Origin of the sequence: Zavarzinia marina (genome assembly GCF_021568905.1) — a bacterium.
In the GTDB taxonomy this organism is placed as follows: domain Bacteria; phylum Pseudomonadota; class Alphaproteobacteria; order Zavarziniales; family Zavarziniaceae; genus Zavarzinia; species Zavarzinia marina.
In genome coordinates, this window is sequence record NZ_JAKGSB010000004.1 from 282,142 (window position 1) to 300,529 (window position 18,388).

At 69.4% G+C, this 18,388-nt stretch carries 19 protein-coding genes; 10 read left to right on the top strand and 9 right to left on the bottom strand.

What is annotated here, in order from left to right; all coding sequences use genetic code 11:
- Window positions 1-22: 22 nt before the first annotated feature.
- Window positions 23-1,198, bottom strand: a complete 1,176-nt coding sequence (locus L2U69_RS12680) for an acetyl-CoA C-acyltransferase (RefSeq protein WP_236107429.1) — start codon at window positions 1,196-1,198, stop codon at window positions 23-25.
- Between the two features lie 206 nt (window positions 1,199-1,404).
- Here L2U69_RS12680 and L2U69_RS12685 point away from each other — a divergent pair, with 206 nt between their 5' ends.
- Together L2U69_RS12685 and L2U69_RS12690 are read left to right on the top strand one after the other, a co-directional pair.
- Window positions 1,405-1,800 carry a PaaI family thioesterase gene (locus tag L2U69_RS12685; protein WP_236107430.1) on the top strand — a complete coding sequence of 132 codons (396 nt, stop codon included), beginning with the start codon at window positions 1,405-1,407 and terminating at the stop codon, window positions 1,798-1,800.
- A gap of 14 nt (window positions 1,801-1,814) precedes the next feature.
- Entirely contained in the window at window positions 1,815-2,276 is a 462-nt protein-coding gene (locus L2U69_RS12690; protein ID WP_236107431.1) for a PaaI family thioesterase, read from the top strand.
- A 109-nt stretch (window positions 2,277-2,385) separates the two neighbouring features.
- Here L2U69_RS12690 and L2U69_RS12695 read toward each other — a convergent pair whose 3' ends face one another.
- Together L2U69_RS12695 and L2U69_RS12700 are read right to left on the bottom strand one after the other, a co-directional pair.
- Window positions 2,386-3,696 (bottom strand): DUF3422 domain-containing protein, encoded by a 1,311-nt coding sequence (locus L2U69_RS12695; RefSeq protein ID WP_236107433.1) that lies wholly within the window; start codon window positions 3,694-3,696, stop codon window positions 2,386-2,388.
- Window positions 3,696-4,121: an OsmC family protein gene (locus tag L2U69_RS12700; RefSeq protein WP_236107435.1), complete on the bottom strand. Its 426-nt coding sequence runs from the start codon at window positions 4,119-4,121 to the stop codon at window positions 3,696-3,698. The genes L2U69_RS12695 and L2U69_RS12700 overlap by 1 nt, the downstream gene beginning before the upstream one ends.
- A 137-nt stretch (window positions 4,122-4,258) precedes the next feature.
- Here L2U69_RS12700 and L2U69_RS12705 point away from each other — a divergent pair, with 137 nt between their 5' ends.
- The 3 genes from L2U69_RS12705 to L2U69_RS12715 all read left to right on the top strand — a co-directional run bounded on the left by L2U69_RS12705 (window position 4,259) and on the right by L2U69_RS12715 (window position 7,504).
- A complete protein-coding gene (locus L2U69_RS12705) occupies window positions 4,259-5,380 on the top strand; it encodes an NAD(P)/FAD-dependent oxidoreductase (protein WP_236107437.1) in 1,122 nt (373 codons plus the stop codon).
- Between the two features lie 82 nt (window positions 5,381-5,462).
- Window positions 5,463-6,737 carry an amidohydrolase family protein gene (locus tag L2U69_RS12710; protein ID WP_236107439.1) on the top strand — a complete coding sequence of 425 codons (1,275 nt, stop codon included), beginning with the start codon at window positions 5,463-5,465 and terminating at the stop codon, window positions 6,735-6,737.
- A gap of 65 nt (window positions 6,738-6,802) precedes the next feature.
- Window positions 6,803-7,504, top strand: coding sequence for a GntR family transcriptional regulator (locus L2U69_RS12715; protein WP_236107440.1), 702 nt, complete (start codon window positions 6,803-6,805; stop codon window positions 7,502-7,504).
- Between the two features lie 67 nt (window positions 7,505-7,571).
- On the opposite strand, the gene ubiA is transcribed toward L2U69_RS12715, so the two are convergent.
- Entirely contained in the window at window positions 7,572-8,519 is a 948-nt protein-coding gene (gene ubiA, locus L2U69_RS12720) for a 4-hydroxybenzoate octaprenyltransferase (RefSeq protein ID WP_236107442.1), read from the bottom strand.
- Between the two features lie 77 nt (window positions 8,520-8,596).
- On the opposite strand from ubiA, the gene L2U69_RS12725 reads away from it, so the two are divergent.
- On the top strand, window positions 8,597-9,397 hold the full coding sequence (locus L2U69_RS12725) for a 16S rRNA (uracil(1498)-N(3))-methyltransferase (protein WP_236107444.1): 801 nt from the start codon (window positions 8,597-8,599) through the stop codon (window positions 9,395-9,397).
- Here the strand turns inward: L2U69_RS12725 and L2U69_RS12730 are convergent.
- Complete coding sequence (locus L2U69_RS12730; RefSeq protein WP_236107446.1) at window positions 9,366-10,820, bottom strand: hypothetical protein; 1,455 nt, start codon at window positions 10,818-10,820, stop codon at window positions 9,366-9,368. The two genes, L2U69_RS12725 and L2U69_RS12730, sit on opposite strands and share 32 nt — an antisense overlap.
- A gap of 212 nt (window positions 10,821-11,032) precedes the next feature.
- On the opposite strand from L2U69_RS12730, the gene L2U69_RS12735 reads away from it, so the two are divergent.
- From L2U69_RS12735 to L2U69_RS12750, 4 genes are all read left to right on the top strand, one after another.
- Window positions 11,033-11,614, top strand: a complete 582-nt coding sequence (locus L2U69_RS12735; RefSeq protein ID WP_236107448.1) for a hypothetical protein — start codon at window positions 11,033-11,035, stop codon at window positions 11,612-11,614.
- Window positions 11,615-11,691: 77 nt separating this feature from the next.
- Window positions 11,692-12,417 (top strand): alpha/beta fold hydrolase, encoded by a 726-nt coding sequence (locus tag L2U69_RS12740; protein WP_236107449.1) that lies wholly within the window; start codon window positions 11,692-11,694, stop codon window positions 12,415-12,417.
- A gap of 100 nt (window positions 12,418-12,517) precedes the next feature.
- Window positions 12,518-13,882, top strand: a complete 1,365-nt coding sequence (locus L2U69_RS12745) for a glutamate--cysteine ligase (RefSeq protein ID WP_236107450.1) — start codon at window positions 12,518-12,520, stop codon at window positions 13,880-13,882.
- A gap of 7 nt (window positions 13,883-13,889) precedes the next feature.
- On the top strand, window positions 13,890-14,480 hold the full coding sequence (locus tag L2U69_RS12750) for an NAD(P)H-dependent oxidoreductase (RefSeq protein ID WP_236107451.1): 591 nt from the start codon (window positions 13,890-13,892) through the stop codon (window positions 14,478-14,480).
- A 20-nt stretch (window positions 14,481-14,500) separates the two neighbouring features.
- Here L2U69_RS12750 and L2U69_RS12755 read toward each other — a convergent pair whose 3' ends face one another.
- From L2U69_RS12755 to tldD, 4 genes are all read right to left on the bottom strand, one after another.
- Window positions 14,501-15,445, bottom strand: a complete 945-nt coding sequence (locus tag L2U69_RS12755) for an SDR family NAD(P)-dependent oxidoreductase (RefSeq protein WP_236107452.1) — start codon at window positions 15,443-15,445, stop codon at window positions 14,501-14,503.
- Window positions 15,446-15,584: 139 nt separating this feature from the next.
- Complete coding sequence (locus L2U69_RS12760; RefSeq protein WP_236107453.1) at window positions 15,585-16,064, bottom strand: hypothetical protein; 480 nt, start codon at window positions 16,062-16,064, stop codon at window positions 15,585-15,587.
- 92 nt (window positions 16,065-16,156) lie between these two features.
- On the bottom strand, window positions 16,157-16,582 hold the full coding sequence (locus L2U69_RS12765) for a hypothetical protein (protein WP_236107454.1): 426 nt from the start codon (window positions 16,580-16,582) through the stop codon (window positions 16,157-16,159).
- A gap of 11 nt (window positions 16,583-16,593) precedes the next feature.
- Window positions 16,594-18,033: a metalloprotease TldD gene (tldD, locus tag L2U69_RS12770; protein WP_236107455.1), complete on the bottom strand. Its 1,440-nt coding sequence runs from the start codon at window positions 18,031-18,033 to the stop codon at window positions 16,594-16,596.
- Between the last annotated feature and the right edge of the window lie 355 nt (window positions 18,034-18,388).

The following is an 18,388-nucleotide window of genomic DNA, read 5'->3' on the forward strand; positions in this document are numbered from 1 at the left end:
GCCGAAACCGCCCCCGACCGGATCAGACGATCTCGAACAGGCCGGCGGCGCCCATGCCACCGCCCACGCACATGGTGACGACGCCGTATTTGGCGCCCCGGCGCTTGCCCTCGATCAGCAGGTGGCCGGTCATGCGCGCACCCGACATGCCGTAGGGGTGGCCGATCGAGATGGCGCCGCCCGAGACGTTCAGCTTCTCCATCGGGATGCCCAGACGGTCACGGCAATAGACGACCTGCACGGCGAAGGCTTCGTTCAGCTCCCAGAGGTCGATGTCCTCGACCTTCAGGCCGTGACGGGCCAGCAGCTTCGGCACGGCGAAGACGGGACCGATGCCCATCTCGTCCGGCTCGCAGCCGGCGACGGCGAAGCCGCGGAAGATACCGAGGGGCGCCAGACCGCGCTTTTCGGCTTCCTTGGCTTCCATCAGCACGGCGGCGGAGGCACCGTCGGAAAGCTGGGAGGCGTTGCCGGCGGTGACCACGCCGCCCTTCACCGGCTGCAGCGCCTGCAGGGCCTCGAGGGTGGTCGACGGGCGGTTGCCCTCGTCCTTGGCCAGTTCGGTCTCGACGTCGGAAATCGCGCCGGTCGCCTTGTCCATCACCTTCATGACGGTCTTGAGCGGCACGATCTCGGCGTCGAAGGCGCCGGCGGCCTGGGCGGCGGCGGTGCGCTGCTGCGACGACAGGGCGTATTCGTCCTGGACCTCGCGCGAGACGTTGTAGCGCTCGCCGACCAGATCGGCGGTGTCGAGCATCGGCATCCAGAGCGACGGCTTGTGCTCCATCAGCCATTCCTCGGTGAAATGGTTGACGTTCAGGTTGTTCTGGACCAGCGAAATGGACTCGAGGCCGCCGCCGACCATGATGTCGGCATTGCCGGCGATGATCTGCTGGGCGGCGAGGGCAATGGCATTCAGGCCCGAGGAGCAGAAACGGTTCAGGGTGGCGCCCGAGACGGTGACCGGCAGGCCGGCGCGGATCGCGGCATTGCGCGCGACATTGTGGCCGGCGGCGCCTTCCGGCAGGCCGACGCCCATATAGACGTCGTCGATCTCGCCACCCTCGATGCCGGCGCGGGCGACGGCGTGCTGGATGACATGGCCGCCCAGGGTCGCGCCATGGGTGTTGTTGAAGGCACCACGGAACGCCTTGGCGATCGGGGTACGGGCGGTCGAGACGATTACGGCTTCTCTCATGGCTCTCCACTCTCCTCACATTGGCGGCCGTCTTTCGGGCCCTTGGATGCGCGCGTCTTGATAGCGCGCTCGAAAAGCCGCCGAAACAGGTTTTTGCGAAGGGCAGCCCCGCCGCCACATGCGCCAATGCGAAAATGTCAGTTCCCAGGCCGCTCTCCGGTGATCTAGAAAAATGACCAAACTGTCAGTTTCGTTCGAGGAGACCCATGGCCGAGCCCCATCCCATCCTTTCGCTCCCCGGTTTCCTCAATCTCGTCGGCCCGGTGAAGACCGACCTCGAGGACGACGGCCGCTGGACCTTCTCCTTCACCGTCGGCGAACAGCACCTGAACCCGGGCGGGGTCTGTCACGGCGGCATGCTGATGACCTTCGCCGATCACGTCCTCGGCATGGTGGTGTGGGAGGCGATCGAGCGCCGGCCCTGTTCGACCGTCACCCTGAACTGCGATTTCGCCACCGCCGCCAAGGCCGGCGACGTGGTGGAGGGGGAAGCGCGGGTCACCCGCAAGACCCGCTCCCTCATCTTCGTCAACGGCATGCTCACCTGTAACGGCAATGTCGTCCTTCAGGCCAACGGCATCTGGAAGGTCTTGGGCGCATGAAGGATTCTGGGCGCATGACCGCCGACGCCATCCCGCCCGCGCCGGACGGCTGGGCCCCGATCACCACCCATGATCCGTTCGAGAAGGACGTCTTCGGCGATCACGGACCGGGAGCGGAAGGCGGCACCGTCACCTTCGCCTTCTACGACCGCCGGGAAGACGGCAAACGCATCTTCGCCTTCCGGCCGGAACCGCGCCATGCCAACGGCCTCGGCATCGTCCACGGCGGCGCCATCATGACCTTCTTCGACGCTTCTCTCGGCTCCGCCGCCTGGGACGCGGTCGACCGCAGCCCGGCGGTGACCCTGTCCCTGACCTCGGAATTCCTCTCGCCGGCGCGCCCCGGTGACCTCCTGGTGTGCCGCCCCACGGTCACCCGCAAGGCCCGCTCGGTGATCTTCGTCCGCGGCGAAATCACCATCGGCCCACGCCTGGTCGCCACCGCCAATTCGGTCTGGAAAGTGCTGGGGGCGTAAAAAGGAATAGCTCGTCGTCCCGGCGAAGGCCGGGATCTCGCGACGAGAGAGGCGCCCTTTTCTGATGAAGGTCACGGCCTTCGCCGGGACGACGACAGCGGGAGGGAGCCTACCCCTCCGCCCCATGCTCGCGGTGCAGGTGCAGGCGCCGGCGCATGCGGCGCAGCGCGACATAGACGGCGCCCAGCACCAGGGGCACCACGCCCGCCACCGCCAGGGTCGCGGGGGCGAGGTCCGGCGCCAGTTTTTCGGCGCCTTTCAGAACGTAGGCGATCAGGCCGACGACGTAATAGCTGATCACCACGACCGACAGGCCCTCCACCGTCTCCTGCAGGCGAAGCTGCAGGCCGGCGCGCTGTTCCATGGAGCGCAGCAGGGACTGGTTCTGGGCCTGGAGCGCGATCTCGACCCGGGCGCGCAGGATCTGGCTCGACCGCGCCACGCGCTGCGACAGGCTCTCCTGCCGGGCGGCGGCGGATTCGCAGGTGCGCATGGCGGGAGTCAGGCGGCGGTGCATGAAATAGCCGATGGTCTCGAAACCGCCGATCGGCGTCTCCCGGTTCTCGGCGATGCGATCCTCGACCAGGGCGTGATAGGCCTTGGCGGCGCCGAAGCGCCAGGTACTCTCGGCGACCAGGGCCTCGACCTCGGCCGCGATCGCGCCCAGTTCGGCGAGCAGGGCCTGTTCGTCCGTGGGGGTCGTGCCGGCCGCCGTGAAGGCCGCGGTCAATTCCGCCAGCCGGCGGTCGAGCACGGTTGTCCGCTGGTTGACCTTTCGCGCCACGGGCAGGGCCAGCAGCGCCATCATGCGGTAGGTCTCGATGTCGAGGAAACGCTGCACCAGATTGCCGATGGTGCGCGGCGCCAGATCCTCGCGCAGGCCCAGGATCAGCTTCACCTCGCCCGACGGCCCGAGGCGGAAATCGGACCACACTTCCGCCCGCCCGTCGCCCAGGCTGGCGGCGACCAGCATCGAGGGATCGAACAGGCCGAGCGCCGCCGCCTCCGCCGGGGTGGCGCCGGCATGGACTTCCATGTCGACGACGGCGAGGTTGCGGCCGGGCGCGCCGGCGACGATGCCGCGCACCGCCTCCGGCACGGGCGCCACGGCAGCGCCCGGAACGACGACGGTCCAGCCGCAGCTTTCGGTATAGCGCTCCCATTTCACCGATGCGCCGTCGAGCGCGAAGCGGAACTGGCGGGCACCGGGGGGCGGCGCGTCGATCCCGAGATCGGCGCAGACGGCGGCGATATGGGCGTGATCGGCTTCCGCGTCGGCGGCGCCGTGGCGCGCGACATGGAGAACGCGGGCCGGTGCCGTCACCGGCAGGGTCGGCCGCGCATGCATCTCGTCGGACAGGCACTGGTGCAGCGGGTGATCGGGGCCCAGCCCCGCGCCGATGTCCAGCGCCGTCGGCATCAGCCCGCCTCGGCGGCCGTGATGGCGACGCCGGCGCTGAGCTGGCGGCTGACCGGGCAACGGTCGGCGACGGCGATCAGGGCCGCGCGCTGTTCGGCGTCCAGCGGTCCCTTCAGGGTGATGGCGCGGTCGTAGCGGTCGCTCAGGCTCTTGCCGTCGGCGCTCGCCACCCGGCGCAGGCTGACGACGACCGAGACATGTTCGAGCGGCCAGCCCTTGCGCTCGGCATACATGCGCAGCGTCATGGTGGTGCAGGCGCCGAGGCCGGCCATCACCAGTTCGAAGGGCGTCGGCCCGGTATCGGCGCCGCCCATGGCCGGGGGCTCGTCCGCGCCCATGACATGACGACCGACGGTGACGAACTGCCCGTATTTGCCATTGCCGCTTTCGCCGACCTGTACCGGTTGATGATGCATCTCGCTCATGTTGGCCCCGACCCGTCCTCGATGGAAACTACAGCCTCTATTGGCATAATGCGGCTTTCGGAACCATAGGCGAGAGAAACCCGGATGCCCCCCATGCGCCCGATCAGCGCACGCCACATCACGGCGGCCGTGCCCGAATGGCTCTCGCGCTGATCGTCGGCGCGGGCGTCATCGGCCTTGCCGCCGCCCGCGCCCTCGCCCGTGCCGGACACGAGGTGGTGGTCGCCGACGCGGCCTCCGCCATCGGCACCGGCATTTCCGCGCGCAACAGCGAAGTCGTCCATGCCGGCCTCTACTACCCGACCGGCAGCCTGCGCCAGCGCCACTGCGTCGAAGGCCGGCGCCTGCTCTACGCCCATTGCCGCGAGCGCGGCATCGCCCATCGGCGCACCGGCAAGCTGGTGGTCGCGACCGACCCGGCGGAAATCCCACGGATCGAGGCGATCCACGCCCTCGGCACCGCCAATGGGGTGGAAGGGCTGGGCCTGATCGACGGCGCCGAAGCCCGGCGCCTCGAACCCGCGCTTGCCTGCGCCGCCGCCCTCCTCTCGCCCGAGACCGGCATCGTAGACGCCCATGGCCTGATGCTCTCCCTCCTCGGTGAGGTGGAGGATGCGGGCGGCGCCTTCGCCGCCAATACGTCCGTCACCCGGCTGGAGCGCGCGGGCGGGCGCTGGCGCGTCCATTTCGCCGGCGCCGATCCCGGCACGATCGATGCCGACCTGGTGGTCAATGCCGCCGGCCTCGGCGCGCAGGCCCTGGCCGGGGCGACCCACGGCCTCGATCCCTTGCTGGTGCCGCCCCTGGTGCCGGTGAAGGGCAGCTATTTCACCTATGCCGGGCGCGCCGCCTTCACGCGCCTGATCTATCCGGCCCCGGTGGACGGCGGTCTCGGCATCCATGTCACCCTCGATCTCGCGGGCCGCATGCGCTTCGGCCCCGACGTCGAATGGCCGGACGGCGGCACCCTGCCCGGCACGACCATGCCCGACTATGGGGTGGACCCGGCCCGTGCCGCCCTCTTCGCCGCCGGCATCCGGCGCTATTGGCCGGGGCTGGATGCGGACCGGCTGCACCCCGACTATGCCGGCATCCGCCCGAAACTGACGGGGAAAGGGCGGGCGCCGGCGGATTTCATGATCCAGGGTCCGGCCGAGCACGGCCTGTCCGGCCTCGTCAATCTGTTCGGCATCGAAAGCCCGGGGCTCACCGCCTGCCTGTCCCTGGCGCAGGCGGTGGTCGCCGCGCTTCGCACTTGAAGCGGCCCCGCGCCGCCCGCACCATCGGGCCGTCGCCCGTCTGTCGCCCGCCCGTCGTCTATCGTCTGTCCGAGGTAGCGAGATGCTTTTCGATCTCCTGGTCCGCAACGTCACCCTGCCCGACGGCCGGGCGAACATGGATATCGCCATCGCCGGCGGCCGCATCCAGGCGGTCGAGCCGGCGATCGCGGCCGAGGCGGGCCGGGTGATCGACGGCGAGGGTTTCCTGGCCGCGCCGCCCTTCGTCGACAGCCATTTCCACATGGACTCGACGCTCTCCCTCGGCATGCCGCGCCTCAATCTCTCGGGCACGCTGCTCGAGGGGATCGCGCTCTGGGGCGAGCTGAAACCCCATCTGACCGTGGAAGCGATCAAGAGCCGCGCCCTCGATTTCTGCCGCCTGGCGATCGCGCGCGGCACGCTCGCCATCCGCAGCCATGTCGACATCTGCGACGACCGGCTGCTGGCGGTCGATGCCCTGCTCGAGGTCCGCGACGAGATGAAGCCCTGGCTCGACCTGCAATTGGTCGCCTTCCCGCAGGACGGCTATTTCCGCTACGCCCGTTCGGCCGAGAACCTCGCGCGGGCCCTCGACAAGGGCGTCGACGTGGTCGGCGGCATTCCCCATTTCGAGCGCACCATGGCCGACGGCGCCGCCTCGGTCCGGGCGCTCTGCGAGATCGCGGCGGATCGCGGCCTGATGGTCGACATGCATTGCGACGAGTCGGACGATCCCCTGTCCCGCCATGTCGAGAGCCTGGCGGCGGAGACCACGCGCCTCGGCCTTCAGGGCCGGGTCACCGGCTCCCACCTCACCTCCATGCATTCCATGGACGATTACTACGTCTCCAAGCTGATCCCCCTGATGCGCGAGGCGGCGCTGAACGTCGTCGCCAATCCGCTGATCAACATCACGCTCCAGGGCCGCCACGACGGCTATCCCAAGCGCCGGGGCATGACCCGGGTGAAGGAACTCATGGCCGCCGGCCTCAATGTCGCCTGCGGTCACGACTGCGTCATGGATCCCTGGTATCCCCTCGGCAGTCACGACATGCTCGACGTCGCCCATATGGGCCTCCATGTCGGACAGATGACCGGCGTCGACGAGATGCGCGCCATGTTCGCCTCGGTCACCGGGAACGGCGCCCGTACCCTCGGGCTCGACGGCTATGGTCTCGTGCCCGGTGCCTTCGGCGATCTCGTGCTGTTGCAAGCGCGCGACCCGATCGAGGCCCTGCGGCTTCGCGCACCGCGTCTCTTCGTCGTGCGCCGGGGTCGCGTCATCGCCGCAACCCCGAAGGTCGAAACGTGTTTGCATCTTGACGGCGGGATGTCCCGTCTCGATTTCACCCGTTAGCGCCACTTGTCGCGGGGCGGCCCGCCCCCTAGGCTTCCAAGTTCGTCAGCAGAGCAGTCCAGATCGTGTCCACGACCACAGTTACCGATAGCGCCGACAAGACCCGGCGGAAAACAGGGCCGCGCAAATCCGCGACCCGCAGCGAGGAACTGCGCCTCGTCATCGCCGACGAGATCGTGCAGGGCCGCCTCAGCCCCGGCACCCCGCTGGAGGAATTGGAAGTGGCACGGCGCTTCGGCGTTTCCCGCACCCCCGTGCGCGAGGCGATCCGCGAACTCGCCGCATCGGGCCTCGTGGAAACCCGGCCGCACCGCAGCGCCCTGGTCGCCCTGCCCTCGCTCGATCGCCTGCGCGGCATGTTCGAGGTGATGGCGGAGCTGGAGGCGATCTGCGCCGGCCTCGCCGCCGTCAACATGACCGGCGCCGAACGCCGCAACCTCGAAGCCCTGCACGAGACGCTGGGCGAACTGGTGCGCCAGGGCGATCCCCAGCGCTATCACGAGGTGAACGAGAACTTCCACAGCGCCATCTATCACGGCAGCCACAACGACTATCTGACCGAGATCACCCTGGCGACGCGGGCGCGCCTGTCGCCCTTCCGCCGGGCCCAGTTCAGGACGCTCGGCCGCCTGTCGCTGTCCCACGCCGAACACGACCGGGTGGTGACCGCCATCCTGCGCGGCGAAAAGACCGCCGCCGAAGCCGCCATGCGCGGCCATATCACCGTGGTCGAGGAAACCTACGAACGCTACAGCGGGGCCCGCTGATCACGGTCACGCCGCCTGCTGCCCCCCTGGGCGGCGTTATGCCGCCCATTGCCCCACCTGGGCGGCGTCATGCCGCCCACTGCCCGACAACGATGGCGAGAAACAGCAGGAAACCGAGACGGGCATTGGACTTGAAGCGCGTCAGGCATTGCGCCCCGTCGTCGAAATCCGTCGACGCCGCCTGATGCATCAGATGCAGCGCCGCCAGCCCGAGGCCGAGCCAGAACGGCCACGCCAGCCCGACCATGCCGCCGGCCAGCCCGACCAGCACCACCATCCCGCCGTAGACCGCGAAGAGGAACGGCCGCGTCCGGTCGCCGAGACGGAGCGCCGAGGATTTCACGCCGACGATGGCGTCGTCCTCCTTGTCCTGATGGGCATAGATCGTGTCGTAACCCAGCGTCCACAGGATGCCGGCGCCATAGAGCAGCACCGCCGGCCAGCCGAGATCGCCGCGCACCGCCGACCAGCCGACCAGCGCGCCCCAGTTGAAGGCGATGCCCAGCATGGCCTGGGGCCAGTGGGTGATCCGCTTCATGAAGGGATAGACCGCGACCGGCAGCAGGGAGGCAATGCCGAGCCAGATGGTGAAGCTGTTCAGCGACAGCAGGACGCCGAGCCCGGCCAGCGCCTGAAGCGCCAGAAAGGCGAAGGCCGCCTTAACCCCGATCGCGCCCGACGGCAGCGGCCGCCCCCGCGTCCGCGCGACGCGGGCGTCGATGTCGCGGTCGGCGATGTCGTTCAGGGTGCAGCCCGCCCCGCGCATTACGGCGGAACCGACGAAGAAGAGCAGCAGCAGCCAGAAGTCCGGCAGCCCGCCCGCCGGCGCCGCCAGCGCCGTCGACCACCAGCAGGGCAGCATCAGGAGCCAGATGCCGATGGGCCGGTCCGCCCGCGCCAGCCGCAGATAGGGGCGCAGGGCGGGCGGCATGCGGTCGACCCAGGTCGAGGGCGCGGCATCGGCCGGCCTGATCTCGGCGGCACCGGGTTCGGCGGCATATGGCGTGGTGGGCATGTTCATTCCCCAATGCTGACCGGAAACGTGCTAACCGGAAACGGATATCGCCTCAAGAACCGGAATGCCTCCCCGCCATGCGCGCGCGTCCCCGCCACCGTCTCTTCGTCGACGCCGACATCGCCCCCTCGCTCGCCGTGCCGCTCGCCGACGGCCAGGCCCACTATCTGGCCAATGTTTTGCGCATGGCCGATGGCGACGAGGTCTGCGCCTTCAACGGCCGCGACGGCGAATGGCGCGCCGGTTTCGCCCGCCAGGGCAAGCGCGGCGGCGCCCTGATTCCGTCGGAACTTCTGGCGCCCCAGCCGTTGGAGGCCGAAACCATCCTCGCCTTCGCGCCGATCCGGGGCGCCAAGGTGGAATTCGTCGCCGAGAAGGCGACGGAACTCGGCGCCACGCGCCTTATCCCGACGCTGACCCGGCGCACCGTGATCGACAAGGCGAACCCCGCCCGCATGCGGGCCAACGCGATCGAGGCGGCGGAGCAATGCGGCCGCTCGAGCATCCCCGCGATCGAGGAGATCCGGAAACTCGACCGCGTCCTGGGCGGCTGGGATCCGGCCGTCCCCCTCTTCTTCTGTGACGAGGCGGGCGACGCGCCGCCCCTTCACGCCGCCGCCCTCGGCCTGGGCGAGGGCCCGGCCGGCGTGCTGATCGGGCCCGAAGGCGGCTTCGACGATCACGAGCGCGCTCTCCTGCGGCGCCTCTCCTTCGTCCGCCCGGTCGGTCTCGGCCGGCGCATCCTGCGCGCCGAGACGGCGGCCATCGCCGCGCTTGCCCTGATCGAAGCGGCCCGAGTCGAAGCCACACGGGCCGAGGACACACGGGTCGAGGGGAAACCGGCGCTTAGGCCGGACGGCGGTCCCGGACCCGCATGAAGGCCCCGCGCAGGCCGAGGAACAGCCCGAACCAGACCAGGATCCCGGTCAGGGCCGGGGCATGGGCGGCCAGATCCTCCACCGGCAGCACCAGGGCGAGGGCGAGCGCGAAGATCGCGAACAGCACCGGCCGCGCGTAATCGCGCGGGACGGCGCTCTTATCGCCGCCGGTGCGATAGATCGCATAGGTGATCCACATGGCGACCACCTGGGCCAGCAGCAGGGCGGCGCCGAAGACGTGGCCGGGCAGGACCAGCAGCATCCCGAACAGTTTCGCCGCCTGCATCACCGGATAGAGCAGGACCCGGCGCTGCACCGGCAGGGTGTTGTAGGCATGGAACAGCAGGCGCGTCACGACCAGCACGGCCAGCCAGATGCCGGCGGCCAGCGCCAGGCCCAGCCCGTCGAAGACGTCGCGGTCCGCGACGGCTGCAAGACAGCCGAGCAGGCCGAGAACACCGCCCCAGGCCCAGGCCCGGGGCTCCAGCGAGAAGCCCTCGAAGCGGCTCGATTCCGGCTGCACCACGGGCCTTGCCTCATGCTTGGCGGCGACGAAGTCATTCTCGAAATAGCCGATCTCGTAGATCGCCAGCATGGAGGCATAGAGCAGCGCGACGGCGACCGCCCAGAGCGGGGACGGCCCGCGTTCCGGCCAGGTGGCGAGGGCCAGCATGGGCAATTCGCGCAGCAGGCTGTTGTAGAGGACGTAGAAGCGGCCGTATTTCGCCCGCGCCGTATAGCGCATGGGGAAATAGAGCCCTTCCTCCGCCACCACCCGGGGGCCGGTCGGCGCGATCAGGAAAGGCGCGCGCACGGCATCCAGAAGATCGCGGTCGTCTTCGGAATCGGTGATGGCGACCGCCCCGGCGATCCGGTCCGCGCCGAAGATCGGGCTCAGGCCGGACAGCTTGCCCCGGCGCAGCGCGGCGAAGGAAGTCAGCGCTGGCACGCAGACCCGCCGGCACGCCGCGAACGGCGAGCCCTTCAGGAGCGGCGCGACGATGAAATCCAGCCCGAAGGAGACGATCACCACCCGTTCGGGCGCAACGCCGCGCATCAGCGCGGCAAGCGGATGGCCGGCATGGCGCGCGAACAGCGCCGGCGCCCGCCACCGCCACAACAGGATGTTCCAGGGCGCCAGCACGGTGACCAGCATGATCGCGATATAGTCGCGCACCCGATAGCCGTAGCGCCCGAGCAGCAGCCCCCAGGGCATGAAGTCCCGGACCAGCGCCAGCACGATGCTGACCAGCGGCCCCGGCCAGGCCCTGCGCAGGTATTCCTCGGTGCTGGAGGAGCCGAACAGCGCATAGTCGAAATCGAGAAAGACCAGCCCGTCGTCCGCCGCCAGGGCCGCCCGCAGCCCGGGAACGGCATCGCGCCCCGGTTGCGTGCCGTCGACGCGCAATTCTTCAGACGTCATGCCCTTCCGGCCCCGAACGCGTATCGACACGGATTCATTCTGGATATCATGAAATGCTCAGCCTGAAAGTACCGTCCGAATATCATCTTTTGGGAGAATGGCGAACCCCGCTTGGTCGTTGACACGCGGCCGATGCAATCAAAAAATGCAAAAGCGCGTGGATCGGCAATCGGACTGGCGCGCGGATTCGAAGATATCGGTTGGGAAACGCCATGCACCGGATGGTCACCGCCCTGTTCCTGACCACATTCCTCGCCGGCTGCGGCGCAACCGGAATCGTCGCCTCGGACGATCCCATGACGAAGTTGCGGCAGGCCCGCTACCTCTATCTCGAAGCGGGGCGACCGGCGCAGGCGGAACCCCTGATCCACGATGCCATGGCCGCCTTCCAGCGGTCGGGCGACACCGCCGGCCAGGCGGAGGCCCATCGGGAATTCGCCATGTTCCTGGCGACGCCCGGTTCGGATGCCATCATCGTCAACACGGCCGCCGAACAGCCGCCCGTCCCGCCCGAGCGCCTGGCCAAGGCCCTGGCCGAGATGCGCGAGGCGTCTCGCCTCGCGGAAAGCGCCGGGCGCTACGACATTCTGGCCGGCACCAGCCTGGGCGAGGCGCGCATCCGCTACAGGATGGGCGATATCCCCGCCGCCTGCGCCACCCTGCACCGCAGCCTCGACGCCAGCGAGAAGTTCTCGGCGGCGCCGGCGGAGATGAGGGCCAAGGCGCCGCCGGGCTGGGACGGCACGGGCCGATTCGTCACGGCGTTCCGCGCGGAGTTCGGCTGCCCGCCCTGATCGGCCGCCGCCGATCGCATTCCCGCTTGCCAGGGGCTTCCCCCATCGGTTCTGCTGAGGACCGAGGAGAAACGCCCATGACACCACCCCCCAAGGCGCCACGGCCGCCCCGGCGGCTCGATTCGCTGCGCGAGATCGGCGCCGGGCTCGATCTTCTGCGCGGTGTCGCCGACAGCACGCGGCGGATGGTGCTGCCGTTCGGCGGGGCGACGCTCGCCGACCTCGGACAGGGCCGGCGCGTCGCGGTCTTGCCCGGTTTCGGGGCGGACGATCTCTCGACATCGGTGCTGCGCCGCCATCTCGCCCATCGCGGCTTCAGGGCGGAGGGCTGGCACCTGGGGCGCAATTCCGGGGACGTGGTCGGTGCCGTGATCCGCTTCACCGAGCGGCTGTCGTTTCGCGTGGCGGCGGCGGGCCGGCCCTATGCCCTGGTCGGCTGGAGCCTCGGCGGCTATATCGCGCGGGAAGTCGCGCGCAACCGCCCCGATCTCGTCGAGCGGGTGGTGACCCTGGGCACGCCGGTCAGGGGCGGCCCGAAATACACGGTCTTCGCCCCGGTCTATCGGGCGCGCGGCCTCGACCTCGACCGGATCGAGAGCCGGATCGCGGCCCGCGAAACCGTGCCGCTGACCGTCCCGGTGACGGCGCTCTACAGCCGGCGCGACGGCATCGTCGGCTGGCGGGCCTGCCTCAGCCCGGACGAGCCCATGGTCCGCCACGAGGAGATCGCCACCAGCCATTGCGGCATGGGCTTCGCGCCCGAGGTGCTGGCGCGCGTCGCCGCGATCCTCGCCGAAGCCTGACGCCGTGCCCTGTTGCGCATGACTACCCTGCGATCCGGGTGGCTGGACAGGGTGATCGGCTTTCGGCTAGTCAACCTGACAGCTTGATGGGAGGTTGAGCATGTCGGGTGTACAGGCGGCCGGGGCGCCGATCGAGGACCGGCGCCAACTGGTCGAATGGATGGCCGCCGGCGCCAAGCCCGACAAGGCCGATTGGCGGATCGGCACCGAGCACGAGAAATTCGGCTTCCGGCTCGACGGTCTCGGCCCCGTTCCCTATGCGGGCGACAACGGCATCCGCGCCATGCTCGAGGGCCTGCGACGCTTCGGCTGGCAGCCGGTGCTGGAAGGCGAGAACATCATCGCTCTCGAGATGGACGGCGCCTCCATCAGCCTCGAACCCGGCGGCCAGTTCGAGCTGTCGGGCGCCCCGCTCGAAACCATCCATCAGACCTGCGGCGAGGTGAACACCCATCTCGAACAGGTGCAGACCGTGGCCCGCGAGCTCGGCCTCGGCTTCATCGGCCTCGGCTTCGCCCCGACCTGGAAGCGCGAGGACGTGCCGGTCATGCCCAAGGGCCGCTACGACATCATGCGCGCCTATATGCCGAAGAAGGGCAGTCTGGGCCTCGACATGATGCTGCGCACCTCGACGGTGCAGGTGAACCTCGACTTCGCCTCCGAGGCCGACATGGCGGCCAAGATGCGCGTCGCCCTGGCGCTGCAGCCGGTGGCGACCGCGCTCTTCGCCAATTCGCCCTTCACCGAGGGCCGGCCGAACGGCTTCCAGTCCTATCGCGCCCATATCTGGTCCGATACCGATCCCGACCGCACCGGCCTGCTGCCCTTCGTCTTCGAGGACGGTTTCGGCTTCGAGCGCTATGTCGACTGGGCGCTCGACGTGCCCATGTATTTCGTCTACCGCGACGGGCGCTACATCGACGTCTCGGGCCAGTCGTTCCGCGCCTTCCTCGATGGAAAGCTGCCGGCGCTGCCGGGCGAGAAACCCCATCTGGGCGACTGGTCGGCCCATCTGACCACCCTGTTCCCCGAAGCCCGGGTGAAGCGCTACATCGAGATGCGCGGGGCCGACGGCGGGCCGTGGAAGCGGCTCTGCGCCCTGCCCGCGCTCTGGGTCGGCCTGGTCTATTGCGACGAGTCCCTTGCCGCCTGCCTCGACCTGATCCGCGACTGGACGGCGGAAGAACGCGAGGCCCTTCGCGCCGCCGTGCCGCGCCAGGGCCTCCGCGCGCCGTTCCGGGGCGGCACCGTCCTCGACATCGCGCGCCGCATGGTCGAGATCGCCGATCAGGGCCTGCGCCGCCGCGCCGCCGGCAACGGCATGGGCGGGGACGAGACCATGTTCCTCCAGGTCCTGAAGAAGACGGTGGAGACGGGCCAGAGCCCGGCGGACGAGTTGCTCGCCGCCTACGAGGGGCGCTGGCACGGCGACATCACCCGTCTCTTCGCCGAATACGCCTATTGAGGGCGCCATGGCCGGGCGGCGCATCCTGATCGTCCTCGGCCATCCCTCGGGCGGGAGCTTCTGCGCCGCCGCCGCGAGCCGCTATGCCGAAGGCGCGGCATCGGCCGGAGCCGAGATCCGGCAGCTTCGCCTCGGCGAGATCGCCTTCGATCCCATCCTCCGCGAAGGCTATCGCAGCCGCCAGCCTCTCGAGCCGGATCTGGAGGATGCCCGTGCCGCCGTCACCTGGGCGGAACACGTCGTCTTCGTCTATCCGATCTGGTGGGGCTCGGTCCCGGCACTCCTCAAGGGTTTCCTGGACCGGGTGTTCCTGCCCGGTTTCGCCTTCGCCTATCGCGAAGGCCGGCCCCTGCCCGACAGGCTGCTGAAGGGCCGGAGCGGCCGCCTGATCGTCACCATGGACACGCCCGGCTGGTTCAACTGGCTGGTCTATGGCGCCCCCGGCCACCGCATGATGACCCAGACCGTGCTGAAATTCTGCGGCATCGGTCCCGTGCGCCGCAGCGTCTTCGCCCCCGTCCGGAACTCGACGGACAAAGCCCGCGCCGCCTTCCTCGAAAAGATGGGGGCGGCGGGCGGGCGCGACGCGAAAGCCTAGATTGATCCGTCGGGCCCGTTTCAGCCGGCCGGTGTCGCAGCGCCGTTCGTCGCCAGCGACCAGCCGCGCGCCGCCGCCAGACGGCCGAGACCGGCCATCATCGCATCGGCCCGCGCATCGTCCGTCGCCAGCGCGGCGGCGGGCGCCGGGCGGCCGGTGAATTCGACATAGGCGCCGGACGGCCGCCCGCCCCAGCCCGACAGCAGATGACCGGCCAGCGCCCGCGCCGATTTTTCCGGTGAACTCACGCCCGGCACCAGCGCCCGCATCGCCGGCAATATGTAATGCCAGGCGAAGCGAACGGGCGCCGGGCGTTCCCGCGCCAGGCCGGTGCCCGGCATCAGGCCCGGATCGAAGGCATGGAACCGCAGGCATTCCCCTTCGTGCCGGCGCGCCATGGCGTGGGCATAGAGAATGCAGCAGAGTTTCGCGGCGGCGTAGCGGTCGGACCCCTTCGCCATGCCGGAACCCGTGGCCAGAGCCTCGACCGACGCGAAGGCGCCGCCGCGAAAGCCGAACAGGCGCGCCAGCCGGTTGCGCGGATCATGAGTGCCGCTGCCCAATGTGACCACGGCCGCCCCCGGTGCCAGGGCCGGCATCAGCAGACCGACCAGCAGCACATGGCCGAAGACGTTGGCGGCAAAGGTCTCGTCCATGCCGTCCGGCGTCAGCACCGGTGCGCCCGGCACCTGAAGCCCGGCATTGCAGACCAGGGCATCGATTCCCGATGCCGCGCCCGGCAACGTCCGCACCGCCCCGGCGAAAGCCGCCACCGAGGCGGGATCGAGCAGGTCGAGAGGCAGCACGGCCAATCGTCCCAGCGGCACCCGCGCCCGCAGCGCATCGGCCGCCTCGGGCCGCCGCGCCCCGGCGACGACCAAAGCACCGCCCTCCGCCAGCGCCGACGCCAGAAACAGCCCCATGCCCGAGGTCGCCCCCGTGACGACATGAACCGGACGCCCCATCGCCGTGCCTCCCCGTCGTTCGACGGGGAGATCATAGCAAATGCGCCTTCCCGGCGAAGACCGCGATCTTTCGACGGGAAGACGCCCATCCGACGAAACGCCCCGGCCTTCGCCGGGGCGACGCCCCGAAAGGAGGCCGTCAGCGCCCGCCGAAGGCGGAGCGCGCGAACATGGCGGCGGCGACGATGGTGATGAAGGCCGCGACGGCGGCGGGAATGAAGGCGACCGCGCCCGCCCAATTGCCGGCGCCCGCCGCATTGTCCCAGGGCGAGAGGCCGCGATTGGCCGCGAAATTGGCGAACAGATAGAAGACCGTATTGGCCCAGACCGCGAAGGCGAGGATGCCGCAGATCACCTTGCGCCGCCCCTCGGTCGCCACCACCCGGTCGATCACGGCGGCGACGGCCAGCGCCATGATGCCGTTCAGCAGGCTGCCCACATGCATGGCGCGCCAGCCGCGCTCGGTGCCCGGAAAATCGAACCGCGCGCTCGGCAGGGGATCCAGGATGAAGCCGCCGAGGGCGACGAAGCCGATCGCGAAACCGGCCAGCAGGCCGGCGATCAGGACCAGGGCACCATGGCCGGCGAGGCGGCGCGCCTCGGGTGAAAGGGCGTTCATGATCTCTCCTCCGCTGCCGGCCTTCATACGCGCCGGTCCGCGGGGATCATGCCACGCCTCGTTCTTCCTACCAGCCTGCCAAACGGGGGGGATCAATCCCCCGAAGAAGCCCGTCCTTCATCCGCAGATCGATATTCGATCGTCGTTCCATTCCAAATGGTTGCGCGGCGGATCACCCTCGCCCCCGCTTCACGGACGATGATGCGATCCTCGGCAGCCCAGGAGACACGAAGGACCGCTTCGTCGTACTGGATATAGAAGGGCTCGACCCCGGTCGCGTCGGTATCGCGACCAGCCGGCATCACGGCCAGCCGCGTCGTGTTCGGCGCCGTCGCGCCACAGCCGCGCGTGGTGGCCGCGACTTTATGATGGCGATCGGGCGACGGGATCTCCGCCAGCAAGGTCGTCTCACAATCGGCGATGCCGGGACCGACGATCATCTCGCCGGACAGGGCATGAAGGACGAGGCCGAGCAAGAGCCCGGCCCCGAAGGTCACGAGAGGGATCTTGGCGGACACCGGCGCCCGGCTCAGGCCGCCGTGCCGCCCACCGTCAGGCCGTCGATCAGAAGGCTGGGCTGGCCGACGCCGACGGGCACGCCCTGGCCGGACTTGCCGCAGGTGCCGATGCCGGGATCGAGTTCCAGGTCGTTGGCGATGGCGCGCACCTGGGTCAGGCAGTCCGGGCCGTTGCCGATCAGGGTGGCGCCCTTGACCGCTGGCCCGATCCTGCCGTTCTCGATCAGATAGGCCTCGGTGCAGGAGAAGACGAATTTGCCGGACGTGATGTCGACCTGGCCGCCGCCGAAGTTGACGGCATAGAGCCCCTTCGGCACCGAGGCGATGATCTCTTCCCGCGTGGCGTCGCCGCCCAGCATGATGGTGTTGGTCATGCGCGGCATGGGCATATGGGCATAGGACTGGCGCCTGCCGTTGCCGGTCGGCTTCATGCCCATCAGCCGGGCGTTCAGGCGATCCTGGAGATAGCCGACCAGGATGCCGTCCTCGATCAGGGTGGTGCGGTTGGTCGGCGTGCCCTCGTCGTCCACGGTCAGGGAGCCGCGGCGCCCGGCGATGGTGCCGTCGTCGACCACGGTCACGCCCCTGGCCGCCACCTGCTTGCCCATCAGGCCGGCGAAGGCGGAAGTCTTCTTGCGATTGAAGTCGCCTTCGAGGCCGTGGCCGATCGCTTCGTGCAGGAGGATGCCGGGCCAGCCGGCGCCCAGCACCACGGGCATTTCGCCCGCCGGGGCGGCGACGGCGTCGATGTTCACCAGGGCCTGGCGCAGCGCCTCGTCGACCGCCGGCTGCCAATGGCCGGGGTCCATGTATTTGGTGTAGAAGCCGCGCTCGCCCGCGCCGTAGGACCCGCTCTCCTGTTTGTCGCCGTCCTGCACGACGACCGAGACGTTGAGCCGGACCAGGGGCCGGACGTCACGCACCCGAAGCCCGGAGGCGCGCACGATCTCCACCACCTGCCACGACCCGGACAAGGAGGCCGAGACCTGGCGCACCCGGGGATCCTTCGCCCTGGCATAGGCGTCGATCTCGGCCAGAAGCCTGGTCTTCGCCTCGAACGGCACCTCGGACAGGGGATTGTCCTCGACATAGAGCTTGGCATTGGTGCCCGGCGGCGGTGCCGCCATGACGCCGCCATGGCCCGACGAAACCGCGCGGACGGTGCGCGCGGCACGCTCGATCGCCTCTTCCGACAGTTCGGCGGCATGGGCATAGCCCGTCGACTCGCCGGCGACAGACCGCAGGCCGAAGCCCTGCCCGGTATCGAAGGTGGCGGCCTTCAGGCGGCCGTCGTCGAAGGCGAAGGACTCGGACTGGGAATATTCGAGGAAGAGTTCACCGTCGTCCGCGCCCTGGAGGGCATCGTCCACCAGCCGCTCGACGCGGGCGGAATCGAGTCCGGCGCGTTCGAAGAACAGGGCATCGGGGACGAGACGGTCGGAATCGGACATGAAAGAGGCTCCTTCGCGCTGCGTCCCGTTAATATGGGGGCGCGATCGGCATTCGTCACCGCCCCCGTGCTTGGCGGGCGTCACGGAATCGACATCCCGCATCGTTGCCCGCGCTAATTGACGAACATCAATTGTGGTTTGCGGCATAACGTCGCAAGAATGCGCGCGCCCATGGCCTTGGAGCCTTGGACAATATAGGTCCGCTGTCGCAAAATCTGTGTCGGCAAAGTCGCCGGTGATAGGCTCAACCTGTTATTCGGGCTGGCGATCCGGCCTGATCGAATGTACGAGTCCGGTCAGGCCGGAAGGTTTCCGCCGGACGGCGCGCGATATCTGAGGGGTGGTCGGGGTGCAT